We start from the raw sequence: 16,474 nt of genomic DNA, 5'->3' as shown, positions 1-16,474 counted from the left end.
ATGGAACAACTTTGTTTACAGCAGGCCCGTGTCGCGGTGATTGGTGCCGGCACCATGGGCATTGGTATTGCACAATTGGCCGCCATGCATGGCCATTCAACCCAGCTGTTTGATGTGGATGTGCAAAAATCTGAGGCTGCTTTGGCACAATTAAAAAACCAGCTGGAAAAACGTGTCGCGGCCGGGAAAATGACAGCGCAGCTGTTACAGCAAACGCTGGCCAATTTAACGATTGCTAGTGATCTTCAGGCACTGGCGAATGCACAACTGGTGGTCGAAGCCATTGTGGAAAAGAAAGAGGTCAAACAAGCGCTGTTTCAGCAACTGGCGGCACTGTGTCCAGCGGAAACGATTTTTGCCTCCAACACCTCATCCATTTCTATTACTGCCATTGCTGCGACAATTCCACAGCCTGAGCGTGTGGTCGGACTGCACTTTTTTAATCCGGCACCGGTAATGAAACTGGTAGAAATTATTCGTGGTCTGAAAACCTCAGCCCAGATTGCACAGGCATTGTTCAGCCTGATGCAAAGTTGGAACAAAGTGCCAGTGACGGCCAAATCAACGCCGGGTTTCATTGTCAACCGGGTAGCGCGCCCTTATTATGCCGAAGCTTTTCGTGCCTTGCAGGAAAATGTCACCACGCCTGAACAATTGGATTTTATCATGCGTGAATGTGGCCGCTTTGCCATGGGACCGTGTGAACTGACCGACTTAATCGGGCAGGATGTCAATTTTTCCGTGACCCAAAGCGTCTATCAGGAATTCTTTTATGAGCCGCGCTATCGACCATCCTTAATCCAGAAAGAACTGGTGGATGCCGGCTGTTTTGGCCGTAAAAGCGGGCAGGGTTTTTATGATTATCGTCAGGCTGAACGTTCACCGGCCTATCGTTTGCCGGCCATGCCGAGTGTTGCACCGGGTGAACTTGAGCTTGAAGTCAATGGAAGCTGGTCACATTCTAGCGGCTTGATCTCGCGGATTCAGGCTGCCTCACAGCTGAAGGTGCAGCGTCAGCCACAGGCAGATGAAGAGATTGTACTAGGTGATGTACGCCTGCGTTTAAGCCGCGGTGAATCGGTTGAGCTGGACTATAGCAAGGACAAAGTGGTGCTGATGGACTGGCATGCTGACTGGAATGCGGCACAGGCACTACCAATCGTGGCATCACCGGCCTGTAACGCAGCCGATATTGCCAAAGTCGAGCAGTTTTTTGCTGCGATTGATCTGATACCAATCTGGACTAAAGATCATGCAGGTCTGTATGTTCTGCGTACCATTTCCATGCTGGTGAATGAAGCCAGCGAAGCAGTACTGCATGCTATAGCAACCGAACAAGATATTGATTCAGCAATGAAATATGGTGTGAATTATCCGCAGGGTCCATTCCAGTGGGTAGAAAAAATTGGATATAACACTATTTTACAAATTTTGGAAAATATGTATCGTATTTATGCTGAAGAACGCTACCGTTGTAGTATATATTTAAGCAAGAAGGCTGCACAGGAACGTACGCAGTCACAGCAAGAATTAGAATTTCGCCAAGCAGGCTAAGGAAACCACAGGACATGGAACAGGTATTTATTTGCGATGGAATTCGCACCCCAATTGGCCGTTATGCCGGTGCGCTCAGCAGCATCCGTGCAGATGACCTGGCTGCCTTGCCAATACAGTATTTAAAAGCCCAGCATCCTGAATTACCTTGGCAGGAACTGGATGAGGTGATTTTAGGCTGTGCCAATCAGGCTGGTGAAGATAACCGTAATGTGGCGCGTATGGCTGCCTTGCTGGCCGGCATGCCGGACAATGTCGCGGGCATCACCCTAAACCGTCTTTGTGCCTCAGGTTTAGATGCGGTTGCCACAGGCGCGCGTATGATCAAGGCCGGTGAAGCGCGGTTTGTACTGGCCGGTGGGGTTGAGTCCATGAGCCGTGCACCTTTTGTCCAGTCCAAACCGGAAACCGCTTTTAGCCGCACCCCGGAAATTTTTGATACCACCATCGGCTGGCGCTTTATTAACCCGAAATTTAAAGCGCAGTTTGGTGTCGACAGCATGCCGGAAACCGCCGAGAACGTTGCAGAAAAATACCAGATTCATCGTGCCGATCAGGATCTGTTTGCCTATCGTAGCCAGCAGAAAACCGCAGTGGCCCAGCAAAACGGGATTCTGGCCGAAGAAATTATGCCGGTTGAAATTAAAGACCGTAAGAAAAACAGCATCATCTTCCAGACCGATGAGCATCCACGTGCTGACACCACGCTGGAGGCTTTAGGCAGCCTGAAAACCCCGTTTCGTAAAGAAGGCGGTTCAGTCACCGCCGGTAATGCTTCCGGGGTGAATGATGGCGCTGCCTGTGTCATGCTGGCCAATCAGGCTTTTGTGAATCAACATCAGCTAAAACCTTTAGCCAAAGTCGTGGCCTCGGCCAGTGCCGGTGTTGAAGCCAGATATATGGGCATTGGGCCGGTGCCGGCGGTACGTAAAGTGCTGGCCCTGACCGGGCTGACCCTGGATCAGATGGATATTATTGAGCTGAACGAGGCCTTTGCCGCACAGGCACTGGCGGTGACCCGTGAACTGGGCCTGCAGGATGATGATGCCCGGGTCAATCCAAATGGTGGCGCGATTGCCTTGGGACATCCACTCGGGATGAGTGGGACGCGTCTGGTGATTACCGCCATGAAAGAATTAAAACGTCGTCAAGGGAAATATGCACTGTGCACCATGTGTGTCGGTGTGGGCCAGGGCGTGGCCATGATTATCGAAAATGTGGATGAGGACACATCCAAGTAAAAAATACAGCACTCAATCAGGATGATTGAAAAGGAGTAATAAGATGAATAACAATGCAATGGAAAAAATCGAAACTGTTTCAATCGATGAGTTACGTAGCATCCAGCTGCAACGCATGAAAAAAACGCTGCAGCATGCCTACCAGAACAGCCCGGTGTATCAAAAGAAGTTTGATGAAGCAGGGGTTCATCCTGATGATTTCAATACTTTGGAAGATCTGGCCAAATTCCCGTTTACCACCAAACAAGATTTACGTGACAACTATCCGTTTGGCATGTTTGCCGTGCCACAGGAACAGATTGTGCGTGTGCATGCCTCATCTGGCACCACCGGCCAGCCGACCGTGGTTGGGTATACCCAGCAGGATATTCAGACCTGGTCAGATGTGGTGGCGCGTTCCTTACGTGCAGCCGGTTTAAGCGCCAAAGATACCATTCAGGTGTCCTATGGTTATGGTCTGTTTACTGGCGGTTTGGGTGCGCATTATGGCGTAGAGCGCTTAGGTGCCACGGTTATTCCAATGTCGGGCGGCCAAACCGAGCGTCAGGCGCAGCTGATTCATGACTTTAAGCCTACCGCTTTAATGGTTACGCCATCTTACTGCCTGAATATTATTGAAGCGCTGGAAAAGAAATTTGGCACAGCCAAAGACTGTTCTATCCGTACCGGTATTTTTGGTGCCGAGCCGTGGACCAATGAAATGCGCAAGGAAATTGAAGAGCGCTTGGGCATTGATGCGCTGGATATTTACGGCCTGTCTGAAGTAATGGGGCCGGGTGTAGCAATGGAATGTCTGGAAAGCAAAGACGGCCCAACCATCTGGGAAGATCATTTCTATCCGGAAATTATTAATCCGGAAACCGGTGAAGTCCTGCCAGATGGTGAACTGGGCGAGCTGGTCTTTACCACCATCACCAAAGAAGGCATGCCAGTGATCCGTTACCGTACCCGTGACCTGACCCGTCTGTTACCCGGTACGGCACGCACCATGCGTCGTATGGACAAAATCGTTGGACGCAGCGATGATATGATGATTATCCGCGGTGTGAACGTGTTCCCGTCACAAATTGAAGAGCAGATTCTGCATATTCCGCAGCTGATTCCGAATTATCAGATTCATATTTGTAAACAGGGACACCTCGACACATTGCATATTCAGGCAGAAATGCGTAAAGATACCAATGATGTTATGGCGCACCAGTTGGCCGGGCAGTTAAAAGCCCAGATTAAAACCATGGTGGGCATTAGCGTGACGGTGGATGTGTTGCCGGAAGGTAGTCTGCCACGCTCAGAAGGTAAGGCGCAGCGGGTATTTGATATCCGAAAGTCTGCATAGGTTCAGTGGGCGATTGACTGCGGTCAATTGCCCTCACAAACAGGGTGTGAATACATCGCAATGAATCCAAAATTAAAACAAAGTATTGATGATTTTATTCAGCATGAAGCCTTAAGTGGCACATCGCTGATTATGACCGTATTTGGTGACTGTATTTTTCATCGCGGTGGGATTATCAGTCTGGCCAGCCTGATCCAGCTGATGGATGTGTTTGGCCTGAATGAACGTTCGGTACGTACCGCCGTATTTCGTCTGGTACAAAACGGCTGGTTGGTATCGGAAAAAATTGGCCGCACCAGTTATTACCGTATTACCGAAAACAGCCGTCAGCGTTTTATTATGGCGGACCAGAAAATTTACAGCTTCCAGCACAAGGAATGGGATCAGAAATGGGATCTGGTACTGCTCAGTTCGGTCGAGCTGGAAAATAAAGCCATTTTAAAGAAAGAACTGGAATGGCTCGGTTTTGCCAATATTGCCACCAACGTGATGGCTTATCCGGGCTGTGATCATCTGAAACTGCAAAATCTATTGCTGAATTTGCAAATGACCGATCAGGTGGTGATCTTTAAAGCTGAAACCTTGCAGTTATGGCAGGAGTCGTATCCAACCATCAAACGCATGGTGGCAACCAACTGGCCGGTGCCTGAACTGCATCAGCGTTATGAAAAATTCATGGGTGATTTCCGTGAATTTCTGAATCTGGTTGATGCCGAAGATGAACTGGACCCGGTACAGGCCTTCCAGATCCGGATTTTGCTGATTCATCAGTATCGCCGGATTTTGCTGAAAGATCCGAACCTGCCGTTTGAGCTGCTGCCATCGGACTGGTTATCGCTGAATGCACGCAACTTAAGTAGCAACCTGTATCAGCGTGTGGTCAGTGCCGGAGAAGAATTCTTTATGGAACTGGCGCGCACGTCGGAAGGTTCAATGCCACCGGCGCATCCGCAATTCTTCAAGCGTTTTGGCGGTATTAAAATAGAAGAACCCAGCTCATTGGCTTGAGCTTATTCATAGAGCTTCCTTGCCTCGTGGTGGGGAAGCATCTACTCCGCTTATTTTAAAGGAATAAAATATGCCGTGTTACTCCATTGATGGTGTGATTCCTGTGGTGCATCCGCAGGCTTATGTGCATCCAACTGCTGTACTTATTGGTGATGTGATTATTGAAGCCGGGGCTTATATTGGCCCATTTGCTGCCTTACGTGCCGACTTTGGCCGGATTCATATTCAGCAGAATGCCAATGTGCAGGATTCCTGTACCGTGCATGGTTTTCCGGACAGCGTGACGCTGGTAGAAGAATATGGCCATATCGGACATGGGGCAATTTTGCATGGCTGCATCATTCGCAAAAATGTACTGGTTGGCATGAACAGCGTGATTCTGGATGAAGCGGAAATTGGTGAAAATACCATTATTGGCGCCAATAGTACCGTAAAAGCCAAAGCCCAGATTCCGGCCAATGTCCTGGCACTTGGCAGTCCGGCTAAGGTGGTGCGGCCACTGGAAGACAAGGAAATTGCCTGGAAACGTCATGGCACCCAGCAATATATTGAACTGACTGCACGCTGTCTGCAGAGCATGCACGAGGTCGAGCCATTGCCTGAACAAACTGCCTCACGCCGTACCTATCGCGATTTTTCCGCCGAGCATGTGATTAAAAAACAGGCTTAAGTGAATATAAAAACCTGTGATCTTTAGGTATATCGCATTGTTGATCCCATAAAAAAGCGCTGAATCTATCAGCGCTTTTTCTATCTTATCTCTACATAGACCAATATTTACACGGGCGCTTCCATCAGCACCTGACCATATTGTTCGCGTAAATCTTTTTTCAGCATTTTGCCGGTCCCACTGAGTGGAATACTGTCAACAAAAATAACCTTATCGGGAATCTGCCATTTGGCCACCTTATCGGCATAATAATCCAGTAGTTCGCTTTCGGTAATCTGGCTGTCCGGCACTTTCATGGCAATCACTACCGGACGTTCATCCCATTTTGGATGGCTGGCGGCAATCACTGCGGCCATGGCAATTTCCGGATGGCACATGGCCAGATTTTCCAGTTCTACCGATGAAATCCATTCACCACCCGATTTAATCAGGTCTTTAGAACGGTCACTAATGTGCAGGAAACCATCACTGTTCAGACTGGCAATATCGCCGGTATCGAACCAGCCATCACTGGTCAGGGCAGATTCCTCTTTGCCAAAGTAACGCTCAATAATCCAGTGGCCTTTAATCTGTAAATTGCCGGTGGTCTGGCCATCACGTGGCAGCAAGTCGGTGCCTTTTTCTGCCGAAGCCAGACGTAAATCTACCCCAAATGGTGGACGACCTTGAGACAGTCGTAACTGGGTTTTCTCCTCCGGGCTGAGCAGTTCATGCTTGGCTTTGAGCTGGTTGGCAGAACCCAGCGGACTGGTTTCAGTCATGCCCCAGGCATGAATGGTGTCGCAGTTATACTGCTCTTTAAAGGTTTTCAGCATCGCTGGCGGGCAGGCCGAGCCACCGACCACATTGCGGTTCATGCTTTCCAGCGTGCTGCCAGACTGTTTGGCTGCGGCCAGTAAACCTTGCCAGATGGTTGGCACACCCAAGGCCACCGTCACTTTATAATTATCAATTAGCTGTACCAGACTGGCACCATCCAGCCCTGGTCCCGGCAACACCAGGGTTGAGCCAACCATCGCCGCAGCATATGGCGTGCCCCAGGCATTGACATGGAACATCGGCACTACCGGCAGCATTACATCTTTGGCCGATAAATTCAGGGAGTCGGGCAGGCTGATGCCATAACTGTGCAGCAAGGTGGAACGGTGGCTGTAGAGCACGCCTTTTGGATTACCAGTGGTGCCTGAGGTGTAGCACAGGGAACTGGCCATATTCTCATCCAGTTCTGGCCAGTCAAATGTCTTGGACTGGGCGGCAATCAAATCATCATAAAACCGAACTTCAGGCAATTTTTCCCGGACCGCATCATCCGGTGCATCCAGACAGATAAAATGCTCCACCTGCGGCAAATGCTGTTTTACCCCGACAATTAGCGGCAGGAAGGTTTTATCAAAAATCACCACCCGGTCTTGAGCATCATTAATAATAAAAATCAGCTGTTCAGGAAACAGACGCGGGTTAATGGTGTGGCAGACCAGACCACTCCCGGAAATCGCATACCAGCTTTCCAGGTGACGATGATTGTTCCAGGCAATGGTCGCCACACGGTCACTCTGCTCTAACCCTAAGGCTTGCAGGGCATTGGCAAAGCGTTTGGCATTCTCTGCCACAGCGGCCCAGTCAGTGCTGCTCATGCTGCCATCGGTATTTTTTGAAATGATGGGTGTATCGCCATGATAGCGTGCTGCATGTTCAATCAGCGAGCTAATCAATAACGGTTGATACATCATACGTCCAAGCATGTTGATATCCTTATTCCATTTTTTTGTTGTTTAAATAATGTCTTGTTTCTTGACTACTTTTCCGAGGCATCATTGCCGAAAAAGGCTGTTTTTTTCATCCTAAACACTTGCGTGACGAAATCAAGAGGGGATTACAAAAAATCTGTTTTGTGCAGACTTAAACCGAAAAATGCGCTAGCTATTTGAATATAGAGTAAAAGCTTCAATAATTATGATGAATGACGTTCAAAAGAAGTCCTTGAAATAACACTTGATCTTTTTAAAAAATGTGTTAAAAAATGAGTATAACCAATTTTGGTTATGCTTGTTTCAGGATGAAATAAGCGGCAAGAAGCTGAATGAAAAAATAATCAAAAATAGGAGTGTTAGGATGCTTCAATTATTAAAAAACTTTTTCTGCTTACATATTTATGAATATGAGCAAATGGAGGAAATTGGTGCGCATATTGAGTGTCGTAAGTGTGGGGCCAATAAATCATAGAGGGGATCAAACCAGATTCAAAAAAGAAGTGGGCTAGACTCACTTCTTTTTGTTTATACACTGCATCAACATTCGCGCAGGCTCATCTCAGCCGTTAAATAAATCTCATTCCAAGCTGCTTTATTTACTGCCGTTTCAGGCTAAAATCCTGACATCTCTCTATAACTGAATATGCACATGGCCAAAAATTTTAATGCCCCAACCTATATTGTAGATGATCAGCTCAGCGATACCTTGGCCTGGCTGTGTCAGCATCAGGACTGTTTTGATGCTTTTCATTTTGATGTCATCCAGCAGGAACTCACGGTTTATCATGCCAATGGTGCCGATCTGATTAAACCGGGTATGTATCTGAATGCCAATTATGGCCTGTTAATTACCTCATAAAAAAAGCCCATCCAGAAGATGGGCTTTTTCGTGTGATGCGGATTAAACCGCCATCGCATCTACCGACAGTTCCTGAACGGTCGGTTTGGCTTTTTCCGCCACCAGTCCCAGTTTCTGGAACAGTTGACGGTCTTTACCTTCACCGGCATTTGGGGTGGTTAGCAGTTTTTCACCCGAGAACAGCGAGTTGGCACCGGCCATAAAAGCCAGGGCCTGATCTGAATCGGATAAAGATTCACGACCGGCAGACAGGCGGATATAACTGGTTGGCATGATAATGCGCGCCACGGCAATGGTACGAATCCATTCGGTGACATCGAGTTTTTCTACATCGGCCAGTGGTGTACCTTCAATTGGCACCAGCATGTTAATCGGTACAGATTCCGGATGAATCGGCAAGGTGGCCAGTTCATGTAACAGGCCAATCCGATCCTGGGTATCTTCACCTAAACCGACAATACCGCCGCTACAGACTTTCATGCCGGCATTACGCACATGCTCCAAGGTATTTAAACGGTCATCGAAGCTGCGGGTACTAATAATGTTGGCATAGTATTCGCGTGAAGTATCGAGGTTATGGTTGTAATAATCCAGGCCAGCATCTTTCAGACGTTCTGCCTGAGACTGGTTCAGCATACCCAGCGTCATACAGGTTTCCAGACCCAGCGCTTTTACTTCACGCACCATTTCCAGTACATAAGGCATATCGCGTTCATGCGGATTGCGCCACGCTGCGCCCATACAAAAACGTGAAGAACCTGATTCCAGCGCTTCCTTGGCTTCCTGAATCACTTTTTCAACGGCAATACGTTTTTCAGCTTCCAGCTGTGAATCATAATGAGCCGATTGAGAGCAGTATTTGCAGTCTTCCGGGCATTTACCGGTTTTAATCGAGAGTAAAGTACTCACCTGAATGGTATTGGCAGCAAAATGCTCACGATGTACACGCTGCGCCTCAAAAACCAAATCTAAAAACGGTTGCTGATAAAGTGCCTCAATTTCTTCACGAGACCAATCATTACGTACCGGACGCATACTGCTCATAAGTCTGTCCCTAATTATCCATATTTTGCATACTGTATATTAAGCAAAAGCGGCAGGCGCTTCATTAGCAAAATATGACGCAATCCAAAAACAAAGTCCACCTGAAGTGGACTTTGTTGAGCGAGGGAACATGAACTTCAGCATTATTCACGATGATTGCCGTGCATGTTCTGGTTTTGCAGATCGGCACGGTGCTGTTTATTCAGCATCCGGTCATCCTGTTCATGCTGGTTGTTTTTAGGGCTATCAATAGGCCCTTGGGGTTGCTGCTGTTGCTGTTTTAAATGTTCAGTTTGCTGTTCAAGTTGCTGCTTTTGCTGTTGTTTCTGCTGCTGTTGGTTTTTATGATGCGTTTGCATAATAAATTCCTCCTGATGACAACATCTTTTCTGTTTGATTCCTCTATTGAGCCACAATTCAGCACCACGCGCTGTAGGGCTTGTGTGGGGATCTGTGAGCTCAGGTAAAGAAATGAAAAATTATGCAGATTTGGTCAACTGCTCCTGAATGGCCCAGTCGATATGCACATTCACCACCTCATCATGCAGCGTTTTGGCCTGTTGTAGCTGGGCAATAATATTTGCGGAATAAGGCGCATTGCCCAGACCAATCGCAATATTGCGTTTAAAACTCTGATAACCGGTCCGTCTGAGTGGACTGCCTTCGGTGCAGGCCAGGAAGGTGGCTTCATCCCATTGCCAGAGTTCCAGCAGGCTCATCCGGTCTAGCCCATGACGCGGGGCAAAATCATCCAGCGGAGTCAGCTGGGCAAAACTGTTCCAGGGGCAAATTAACTGGCAGTCATCACAGCCAAAAACCCGGTTGCCAATCGGCCGGCGCAAATCTTCAGGAATAATTCCCTTATATTCAATGGTTAAATAGGCAATACATTTACCAGCATCCAGCACGTAGGGCTCGACAATAGCTTTGGTCGGGCAGATGTCGATACAGGCGCTACAGGAACCGCAGTGCGCCGTGGCCGGTTCATCAAACGGCAACTCAAGCGAGCTAAACAGCTCACCTAATACAAAGAATGAGCCGGATTTTTTATGAATCAGCAGGGTATGTTTACCGGTCCAGCCCATGCCGGCACTTTCGGCCAGCGATTTTTCAAAGATGGGGGCTGAATCGGCAAAAGGGCGCGATTCAAAATCACCGATTTTGTCCCGAATCAGGCTGGCCAGAGTTTTAAGACGACCGCGCATGACTTTATGATAATCGCGGCCGCGGGCATAACGCGCAATAATGGCGCTATTGGGTGCATCTGGCACGTGTCGTGGCGCAGGCCGATCGACCAGATAATTCATGCGCACACAAATAATGCTTTTGGTGCCCGGCACCAGTAAGGCCGGGTTGGCACGTTTCTCCAGATTTTCGCCCAGAAAATGCATATCTGCCTGATAACCTTGCGCTAAATAGGCTTCCAAACGGGGTAATTCTGCTTGAGCATCGGGCCGGGCAATGACACAATCAGCAAAGCCCAGTGCTAAAGCCTGCGCTTTAATCCATGCTTTTAACTGGACGGGATCAAGTTGATTGACCGGAATATTTTGCATGGCAGGTGATGAGTTCATAATGACAAAACAAGGGAAAAACAATGCATCCACAAGTTTATCATAGCCGTGATATTCAAGCATGGGAGCAGCGCTGGTTTGCTCGGCAAAACTCGTCTTATGGCCTGATGCAGCAGGTGGCCTGGTCCATTGCCCAGCGCGTTATTCCCGTTTTACAGCAACATAAATATCAGACAGTGGCGGTTTGCTGCGGGCAGGGCAATAATGCCGGAGATGGCTATCTGCTAGCCAAATATTTACAGCAGGCTGGTTTTCAGGTACATATTTATGCGGCTGAATTGGGTTCTTCGCCTGATTTGCAGCAGGCTGAACGCGAGGCCCGAGTGGCTGGCCTAGATATTCAATCTGGCTTTCAGTTTCAGCAGTCTTATGAGGTCTATATCGATGCGCTGTTTGGGATTGGCCTGAATCGTGAACTGAGCGTTGAGTGGCAACAGATTATTCATCAGATGAATCAGCAACACGGCTTGAAAGTCGCAATTGATATTCCAAGTGGCTTGGAGGCCAATTGCGGTCAGCCTTTACCTTGCGCAATTCAGGCCGATTTGACCTATAGCGTATTGGGTTTAAAAGCTGGACTCTTTACCGGTAAGGGCAAAGCCTACGCCGGACAGGTGGAAGTGATTGCTGCCATTCCTCCCGATGCCGAATTACATGCCATCGCCCAATTGGTACCCACCCAGATTCAGCTGCCACCACGACAGGCTTTTGGTCATAAAGGCAGTTATGGGCATGTGCTAGTGGTCGGCGGTCATGCTGATATGGGTGGCGCGGTAATAATGGCGGCGGAAGCGGCGTTTGCGGCTGGCTGTGGCAAAGTAACCGTGGTCTGTGATGCCAAACATCATACCGCCATTTTAAGTCGCGCTCCGAATATCATGCTGCGCGATATTAACACTCTGCAGGATGATGCCATTGAACAGCTGCTACAGCAGGTCGATGCCATCTGTTTTGGTATGGGACTTGGACGTGATGACTGGGCTGCCCGTCAATATGCACTATGGTTGCCGAAACTGTTACAGGCTGAACTGGAACGGGTACTCGATGCAGATGCCTTATGGTTTCTGGCCGCACATCCGCAGCAGTTACCTGAAGGTAGTTATTTAACGCCACATCCGGGTGAGGCGGCGAAACTTTTAGGCCTAACGACAATGGAGGTTGAGCAGAACCGTTTACAGGCCATTCAGGAATTACAGGCTCGTTATGGCGGCCAGTGGGTGCTTAAAGGCGCGGGCAGCTTGATTCTGGAAGATCAGCTCTGGCTATGTACTGCCGGCAATGCCGGGATGGGCACGGGCGGCATGGGTGATGTTCTGTCCGGCATGATCGCCAGTTTAAAAGCACAATATCATACTGAACTCAGTTTACATGAGATTGTCACTTTACATGCGCAAGCTGGAGATGTACTGGCGGAATCCGGTATGCGCGGACTTCAGGCACAGCAGATGAATCAGGCCATTTATCAGGTCGTGAACAGGTGAGAGATGCAAGCACTTAAAATTATTATTCAGGGAAATGTGCAGGGCGTGGGGTATCGCCGCTGGTTTGAACAGCAGGCGCAAGAACTGCAGCTAACCGGCTATGTCAAAAATCTGGACAATGGTGATGTCGAAGCAGAAATTATTGGCGAGGAAATGCAGATTCAGGAAATTCTGAAACGCAGTCTGGTTGGACCATTGCGGGCACAGGTCACTAAAATTGAGCGCATCCCGTTTGATCCGGCAGAACGTGAATACACCCATTTCCAGATGATCCGTTAAGTAGAAACTCCCGATTTGGACATCCCCTCACCGGGATCAAGATGGCTTCCAGTTAGCGCCGTCTGCTGCTAGAACGGCTACGGCCGCGCGCCATACCACCCAGGGCATTCAGTACCGCCATTTTGCTCATACTGCCGGAGGCGTGGGCATGGCAGATGGCAGCGGCCAGCGCATCAGCTGCATCAGCTTGCGGTTTAATGCTTAAATTTAACAGCTTCATCACCATCATCTGCACCTGTTCTTTATCGGCTGCCCCATAGCCGACCACAGACTGCTTGATTTGGCGGGCGGTATATTCCGCCACCTGTAAATCCAGATTGGTCAGTGCGGCAATGGCAGCACCACGCGCTTGACCCAGTTTCAGTGCCGAGTCCGGGTTTTGCGCCATAAAAACCTGTTCAACTGCGGCCTCAGTCGGGCCATGAAATTTTACAATCCGGTCAATACCACCAAAAATACGTTTCAGGCGTTCAGGCATTTCCGTGGTTTCGGTCCGAATGGTGCCGGCATCTACAAAACGCAATTTTGAGCCATCACGCTCAATAATGCCGTAACCGGTAAGCCGGGAACCGGGATCGATACCAATAATCAGTGACATGCCAAGCCTTAAAAAATTACATCAAAATGAATTATATGATTTTACAGCGGTATTGTGTGAGGGAATTTGCAGCAACCGGTGCGGATACTCAAGACTATCAACAATGCTTCAAACTCGCTGGAGCTGCGATTAAAAATAGCAGGGACAATATATAGGTTATCTTGGTAAAAAAGGCTGCATCTTCATTTTGGCTTAAGTTTCGGGGTTTATACTGTACATCTACAGTCAAAAGCCGTGCAGTACAGTGGCCGCGGCAGTGTTTATCGGGCTGTGGCTGCTGCTCGTGTATGCGGCTTATGTTTATTTTTATCGTGCTACAGCATAAAGCTCAGGTCTGTCATTGAAAATATTAATGACAGGCCTGCACTTTAAAAATAGAATAATGCCCATATTGTTACATAAGCGTGTCAAAAAAAGCTTGATGCTGATTAAGCAGTTGATGCCTGCACTCTATTTATTTTGTTGAGATTAGATTAATTTTCATGAAATTATTTCTTATTATTCTGGCTGGTTTAATTCTGGAAGTATTCGTCTGGATCGGCGTGGGTGACCTGGTCGGTAGCATGTGGTACGTGTTCTTCTGGTTTATTGCCGCCTTCTTTATTGGTATGAATCTGATCCGTAAGTATTCTGCGGGCATCATGCCACAAATGCAGCAGATGCAGATGGGACAAATGAGTGCAGATCCGGCATTAAGCAATAACTTGCCTAAAATCTTTGCAGGTTTCCTGCTGTTGATTCCAGGCCTGATCACCGATGTGCTGGCTGTGCTGATTATGATTCCGGGCGTACAAAATGCCTTTAAAGCGGCCATGATGAAAGCGATGATGAAACGTCAGCAAGCCATGATGAACCAGATGATGGGGGGCATGATGGGCGATATGAATGGCATGGGTGGTGGTGCACAAGGCCAGAATCCGTTCGCCGATCTGATGCGTCAGATGCAGGACATGCAAAACCAGCAGGCGGGCCGCGACTCGACTATTATTGATGGTGAAGCGCGCGAAGTGACGCCAGAAGCAAAAAAAATTGAAATGAAAGATGTGAATAAACACTAAGCCATCTTTATTTGAAAAACCGGATCTGCAAGGATTCGGTTTTTTTATGCTTGCAGTGCTCGTATATTTTTGAACGGGCGATATAATAAATGACTTTTTAAGCTTCTCCCTGTGTTATGTCCTTACTGTTGACCATTTGTGCCTTACATTTTGTGGCACAGCTTAGTCCCGGCCCCGATATTATTCTGATTGCCAAAAGCTCGGCATCGACCACACGTCGCAATACCATTCATATTATTGCCGGAATTTCATTGGGCATTGTGCTGTGGGTGGTTTTAACCCTGCTGGGCTTTACCGTTCTGGTCGAGCAGTTTCCATGGATTCAGCAGGTATTGATGCTGATAGGCGGTTTGTTTCTGGCGAAAATGGGCTGGGCCATGCTCAGTGGCGGACTACGCAGTTTAAAACAGTCTAGTGCACTGGAGGATGTGCAGGCACAGAGCTCTGCACAGAAAAACTATTTTTTACTGGGCCTGTTCACCAATTTATCTAATCCTAAAACCCTGATTTATTTTAGCAGTGTATTTTCATTGGCGCTCAGTTCATCGGCCAGTGATTATTTAAAAGCACAGCTGGCAGTGATTATTCCGCTGCAAACCTTCCTGACCTTTGTGTTGCTGATGCTGTTATTGTCACAGCCGAAAATTAAGGCGGTGTACCAGCGTTCAGGCAGTTATATTGATATTTTATCGGGCGCCTTATTCCTGATTTTTGCCCTGTGGCTGGGCTATGACGCCATCGGTATGTTCTGATTCAGAATCTGGTTGATCCTGTTCACTAACCAAAGCAGAAACAGCCGTTTCTGCTTTTTTATGGGCAGATGAATAACGGTTTGGTGCCAGAGTGGTTTCGGTATTTTCAGAGCCATGAAAACGGCGGCTGCGGTTGGCGCGTTCGCGTAATCCGCCTTTTTTGATCAGTTGTACCATCTTCATCCTCCTGTATTTCAGTCCGCTAGTTTAAACAAAAGGGCAGCCGGATGCATCTGACTTAAGAGTAGTCCGATAAAATTACTGGCAGAGAATACGGTGTTAAAGCAGCAGCTTAAGTGTCTGAAAGCGTGCATAAAAAGATAAATAAAGTCAACAAAAGCAGGCAGGGTTTACTTAAGCTTACATAGACTCACCAGTAATAGAGCTTGCTATGCTACACAGGCTCACATAAGATAAAACAATATTACAAAAAGCGTTTTTCGCATGATGTAAAAATAAAAACAAGAATTACAGTAAATTAGGAGAACTGCCTATGCTGTACCATCAATACCATTGCTCATGTTGCAATCAAGTGGTGGCGTCAACAGAAAAAGAATGTCCAAATTGCGGTTCACACAATATTCGTAGTCCTTATGGTTTCTGGATGTTCTGTATTTTAAGTTGTCTGGCCTTTGCGGTTATTTTTAAAGTCGTGCATGTCTATTTGCAGGACCATCAGGAAACCCCGACACAGCCGACTTTATTGGAAGTCTTAAAACAGGAATCCAGCTAACTGGATTCCTTGAATCTGATGAGCTTAACTCAACTTTTGTTTAGCGGGATGACGCCAGAAAAGTGGCCTGATTCAGTGCCGACAGTTCAGTATTAATGTCAAAAATTTTCCCGCAAATCTTGTCGATGCCAAAACTTTGCAGACGCGCCGTGTGCATCTGTAAATATTGTTCTGCATGATGCTTTGTATCAAACAGGTAAATTCCGCCAGCCTGCTGGGTGTCACTATTTTCGGTCCAGATTTTCCAGATGAGACCCGGTTCCTGATTAATACTGGCTGCCAGCTCGCGATAGGCCGTGGCCATTTCTGCACCAAAAGGGCCATTTGAAGGGAAATCAACCTGAAGAATTACCGCCATCATGTTCATCCTGTTTTAAATGTTCCATCTTATTGTAAACAGTTTATGTTTGGCGGATTCAAGCGGCAAGTGCAACAGTATAAAAACCAGCCATAACTTCACTCGGTGTATACCAGCCTAGTGTTTTTCTAGGACGATGGTTAAGTGACAATTCTATCTGCTCTATTTCATCGTTTGA

General features: G+C 47.7%; 18 protein-coding genes and 1 pseudogene. 11 read left to right on the top strand and 8 right to left on the bottom strand.

From position 1 onward, the window contains the following. The 5 genes from FTU50_RS11655 to FTU50_RS11635 all read left to right on the top strand — a co-directional run bounded on the left by FTU50_RS11655 (nt 1) and on the right by FTU50_RS11635 (nt 5,809). A complete protein-coding gene (locus FTU50_RS11655) occupies nt 1-1,554 on the top strand; it encodes a 3-hydroxyacyl-CoA dehydrogenase (RefSeq protein WP_180054556.1) in 1,554 nt (517 codons plus the stop codon). Nucleotides 1,555-1,568: 14 nt separating this feature from the next. Continuing rightward, nucleotides 1,569-2,795, top strand: a complete 1,227-nt coding sequence (gene pcaF / locus FTU50_RS11650; RefSeq protein ID WP_160243299.1) for a 3-oxoadipyl-CoA thiolase — start codon at nt 1,569-1,571, stop codon at nt 2,793-2,795. 43 nt (nt 2,796-2,838) lie between these two features. Beyond that, the gene (gene paaK, locus FTU50_RS11645; RefSeq protein ID WP_005177377.1) at nt 2,839-4,131 is read left to right on the top strand and encodes a phenylacetate--CoA ligase PaaK; all 1,293 of its coding nucleotides are present in this window, start codon (nt 2,839-2,841) and stop codon (nt 4,129-4,131) included. 60 nt (nt 4,132-4,191) lie between these two features. Continuing rightward, complete coding sequence (gene paaX / locus FTU50_RS11640) at nt 4,192-5,139, top strand: phenylacetic acid degradation operon negative regulatory protein PaaX (RefSeq protein ID WP_005177380.1); 948 nt, start codon at nt 4,192-4,194, stop codon at nt 5,137-5,139. Nucleotides 5,140-5,209: 70 nt separating this feature from the next. Further along, complete coding sequence (locus FTU50_RS11635; RefSeq protein WP_005177381.1) at nt 5,210-5,809, top strand: hypothetical protein; 600 nt, start codon at nt 5,210-5,212, stop codon at nt 5,807-5,809. A gap of 107 nt (nt 5,810-5,916) precedes the next feature. Here FTU50_RS11635 and FTU50_RS11630 read toward each other — a convergent pair whose 3' ends face one another. Next, nucleotides 5,917-7,551 (bottom strand): long-chain-fatty-acid--CoA ligase, encoded by a 1,635-nt coding sequence (locus FTU50_RS11630; RefSeq protein WP_180054554.1) that lies wholly within the window; start codon nt 7,549-7,551, stop codon nt 5,917-5,919. Between the two features lie 658 nt (nt 7,552-8,209). On the opposite strand from FTU50_RS11630, the gene FTU50_RS11625 reads away from it, so the two are divergent. Then, nucleotides 8,210-8,419 carry a hypothetical protein gene (locus FTU50_RS11625; protein ID WP_180046287.1) on the top strand — a complete coding sequence of 70 codons (210 nt, stop codon included), beginning with the start codon at nt 8,210-8,212 and terminating at the stop codon, nt 8,417-8,419. A gap of 42 nt (nt 8,420-8,461) precedes the next feature. On the opposite strand, the gene bioB is transcribed toward FTU50_RS11625, so the two are convergent. The 3 genes from bioB to queG form a co-directional block, all read right to left on the bottom strand. Then, complete coding sequence (gene bioB, locus FTU50_RS11620; protein WP_016658258.1) at nt 8,462-9,463, bottom strand: biotin synthase BioB; 1,002 nt, start codon at nt 9,461-9,463, stop codon at nt 8,462-8,464. Nucleotides 9,464-9,606: 143 nt separating this feature from the next. Then, entirely contained in the window at nt 9,607-9,822 is a 216-nt protein-coding gene (locus FTU50_RS11615; protein WP_016658257.1) for a hypothetical protein, read from the bottom strand. 120 nt (nt 9,823-9,942) lie between these two features. Next, complete coding sequence (gene queG, locus FTU50_RS11610; protein WP_180046301.1) at nt 9,943-11,019, bottom strand: tRNA epoxyqueuosine(34) reductase QueG; 1,077 nt, start codon at nt 11,017-11,019, stop codon at nt 9,943-9,945. A 41-nt stretch (nt 11,020-11,060) separates the two neighbouring features. Between queG and FTU50_RS11605 the strand changes: the two genes are divergently transcribed. Both FTU50_RS11605 and FTU50_RS11600 read left to right on the top strand, forming a co-directional pair. Then, nucleotides 11,061-12,518, top strand: a complete 1,458-nt coding sequence (locus FTU50_RS11605) for an NAD(P)H-hydrate dehydratase (RefSeq protein ID WP_168408253.1) — start codon at nt 11,061-11,063, stop codon at nt 12,516-12,518. A gap of 3 nt (nt 12,519-12,521) precedes the next feature. Next, entirely contained in the window at nt 12,522-12,797 is a 276-nt protein-coding gene (locus FTU50_RS11600; RefSeq protein WP_005177399.1) for an acylphosphatase, read from the top strand. Between the two features lie 52 nt (nt 12,798-12,849). On the opposite strand, the gene ruvC is transcribed toward FTU50_RS11600, so the two are convergent. After that, nucleotides 12,850-13,395, bottom strand: a complete 546-nt coding sequence (gene ruvC / locus FTU50_RS11595) for a crossover junction endodeoxyribonuclease RuvC (protein ID WP_045795787.1) — start codon at nt 13,393-13,395, stop codon at nt 12,850-12,852. Nucleotides 13,396-13,877: 482 nt separating this feature from the next. On the opposite strand from ruvC, the gene FTU50_RS11590 reads away from it, so the two are divergent. Next, on the top strand, nt 13,878-14,453 hold the full coding sequence (locus FTU50_RS11590) for an FxsA family protein (protein ID WP_016658253.1): 576 nt from the start codon (nt 13,878-13,880) through the stop codon (nt 14,451-14,453). A gap of 116 nt (nt 14,454-14,569) precedes the next feature. Beyond that, nucleotides 14,570-15,205 carry a LysE family transporter gene (locus FTU50_RS11585; protein WP_005177415.1) on the top strand — a complete coding sequence of 212 codons (636 nt, stop codon included), beginning with the start codon at nt 14,570-14,572 and terminating at the stop codon, nt 15,203-15,205. Here the strand turns inward: FTU50_RS11585 and FTU50_RS11580 are convergent. Next, the gene (locus FTU50_RS11580; protein ID WP_005177416.1) at nt 15,152-15,382 is read right to left on the bottom strand and encodes a hypothetical protein; all 231 of its coding nucleotides are present in this window, start codon (nt 15,380-15,382) and stop codon (nt 15,152-15,154) included. The genes FTU50_RS11585 and FTU50_RS11580 overlap by 54 nt on opposite strands. 319 nt (nt 15,383-15,701) lie before the next feature. On the opposite strand from FTU50_RS11580, the gene FTU50_RS11575 reads away from it, so the two are divergent. After that, nucleotides 15,702-15,938: a hypothetical protein gene (locus tag FTU50_RS11575; protein WP_370459256.1), complete on the top strand. Its 237-nt coding sequence runs from the start codon at nt 15,702-15,704 to the stop codon at nt 15,936-15,938. Between the two features lie 40 nt (nt 15,939-15,978). On the opposite strand, the gene FTU50_RS11570 is transcribed toward FTU50_RS11575, so the two are convergent. Beyond that, nucleotides 15,979-16,296 (bottom strand): monooxygenase, encoded by a 318-nt coding sequence (locus tag FTU50_RS11570; protein WP_127799371.1) that lies wholly within the window; start codon nt 16,294-16,296, stop codon nt 15,979-15,981. Nucleotides 16,297-16,354: 58 nt separating this feature from the next. After that, nucleotides 16,355-16,474: pseudogene (locus tag FTU50_RS11565) on the bottom strand (IS30 family transposase); the annotation flags it as partial.

It is taken from the genome of Acinetobacter sp. YH12112 (genome assembly GCF_013418945.1).
In the GTDB taxonomy this organism is placed as follows: Bacteria; Pseudomonadota; Gammaproteobacteria; order Pseudomonadales; family Moraxellaceae; genus Acinetobacter; species Acinetobacter indicus.
This window is presented reverse-complemented; position numbering and strand designations above follow the sequence as displayed.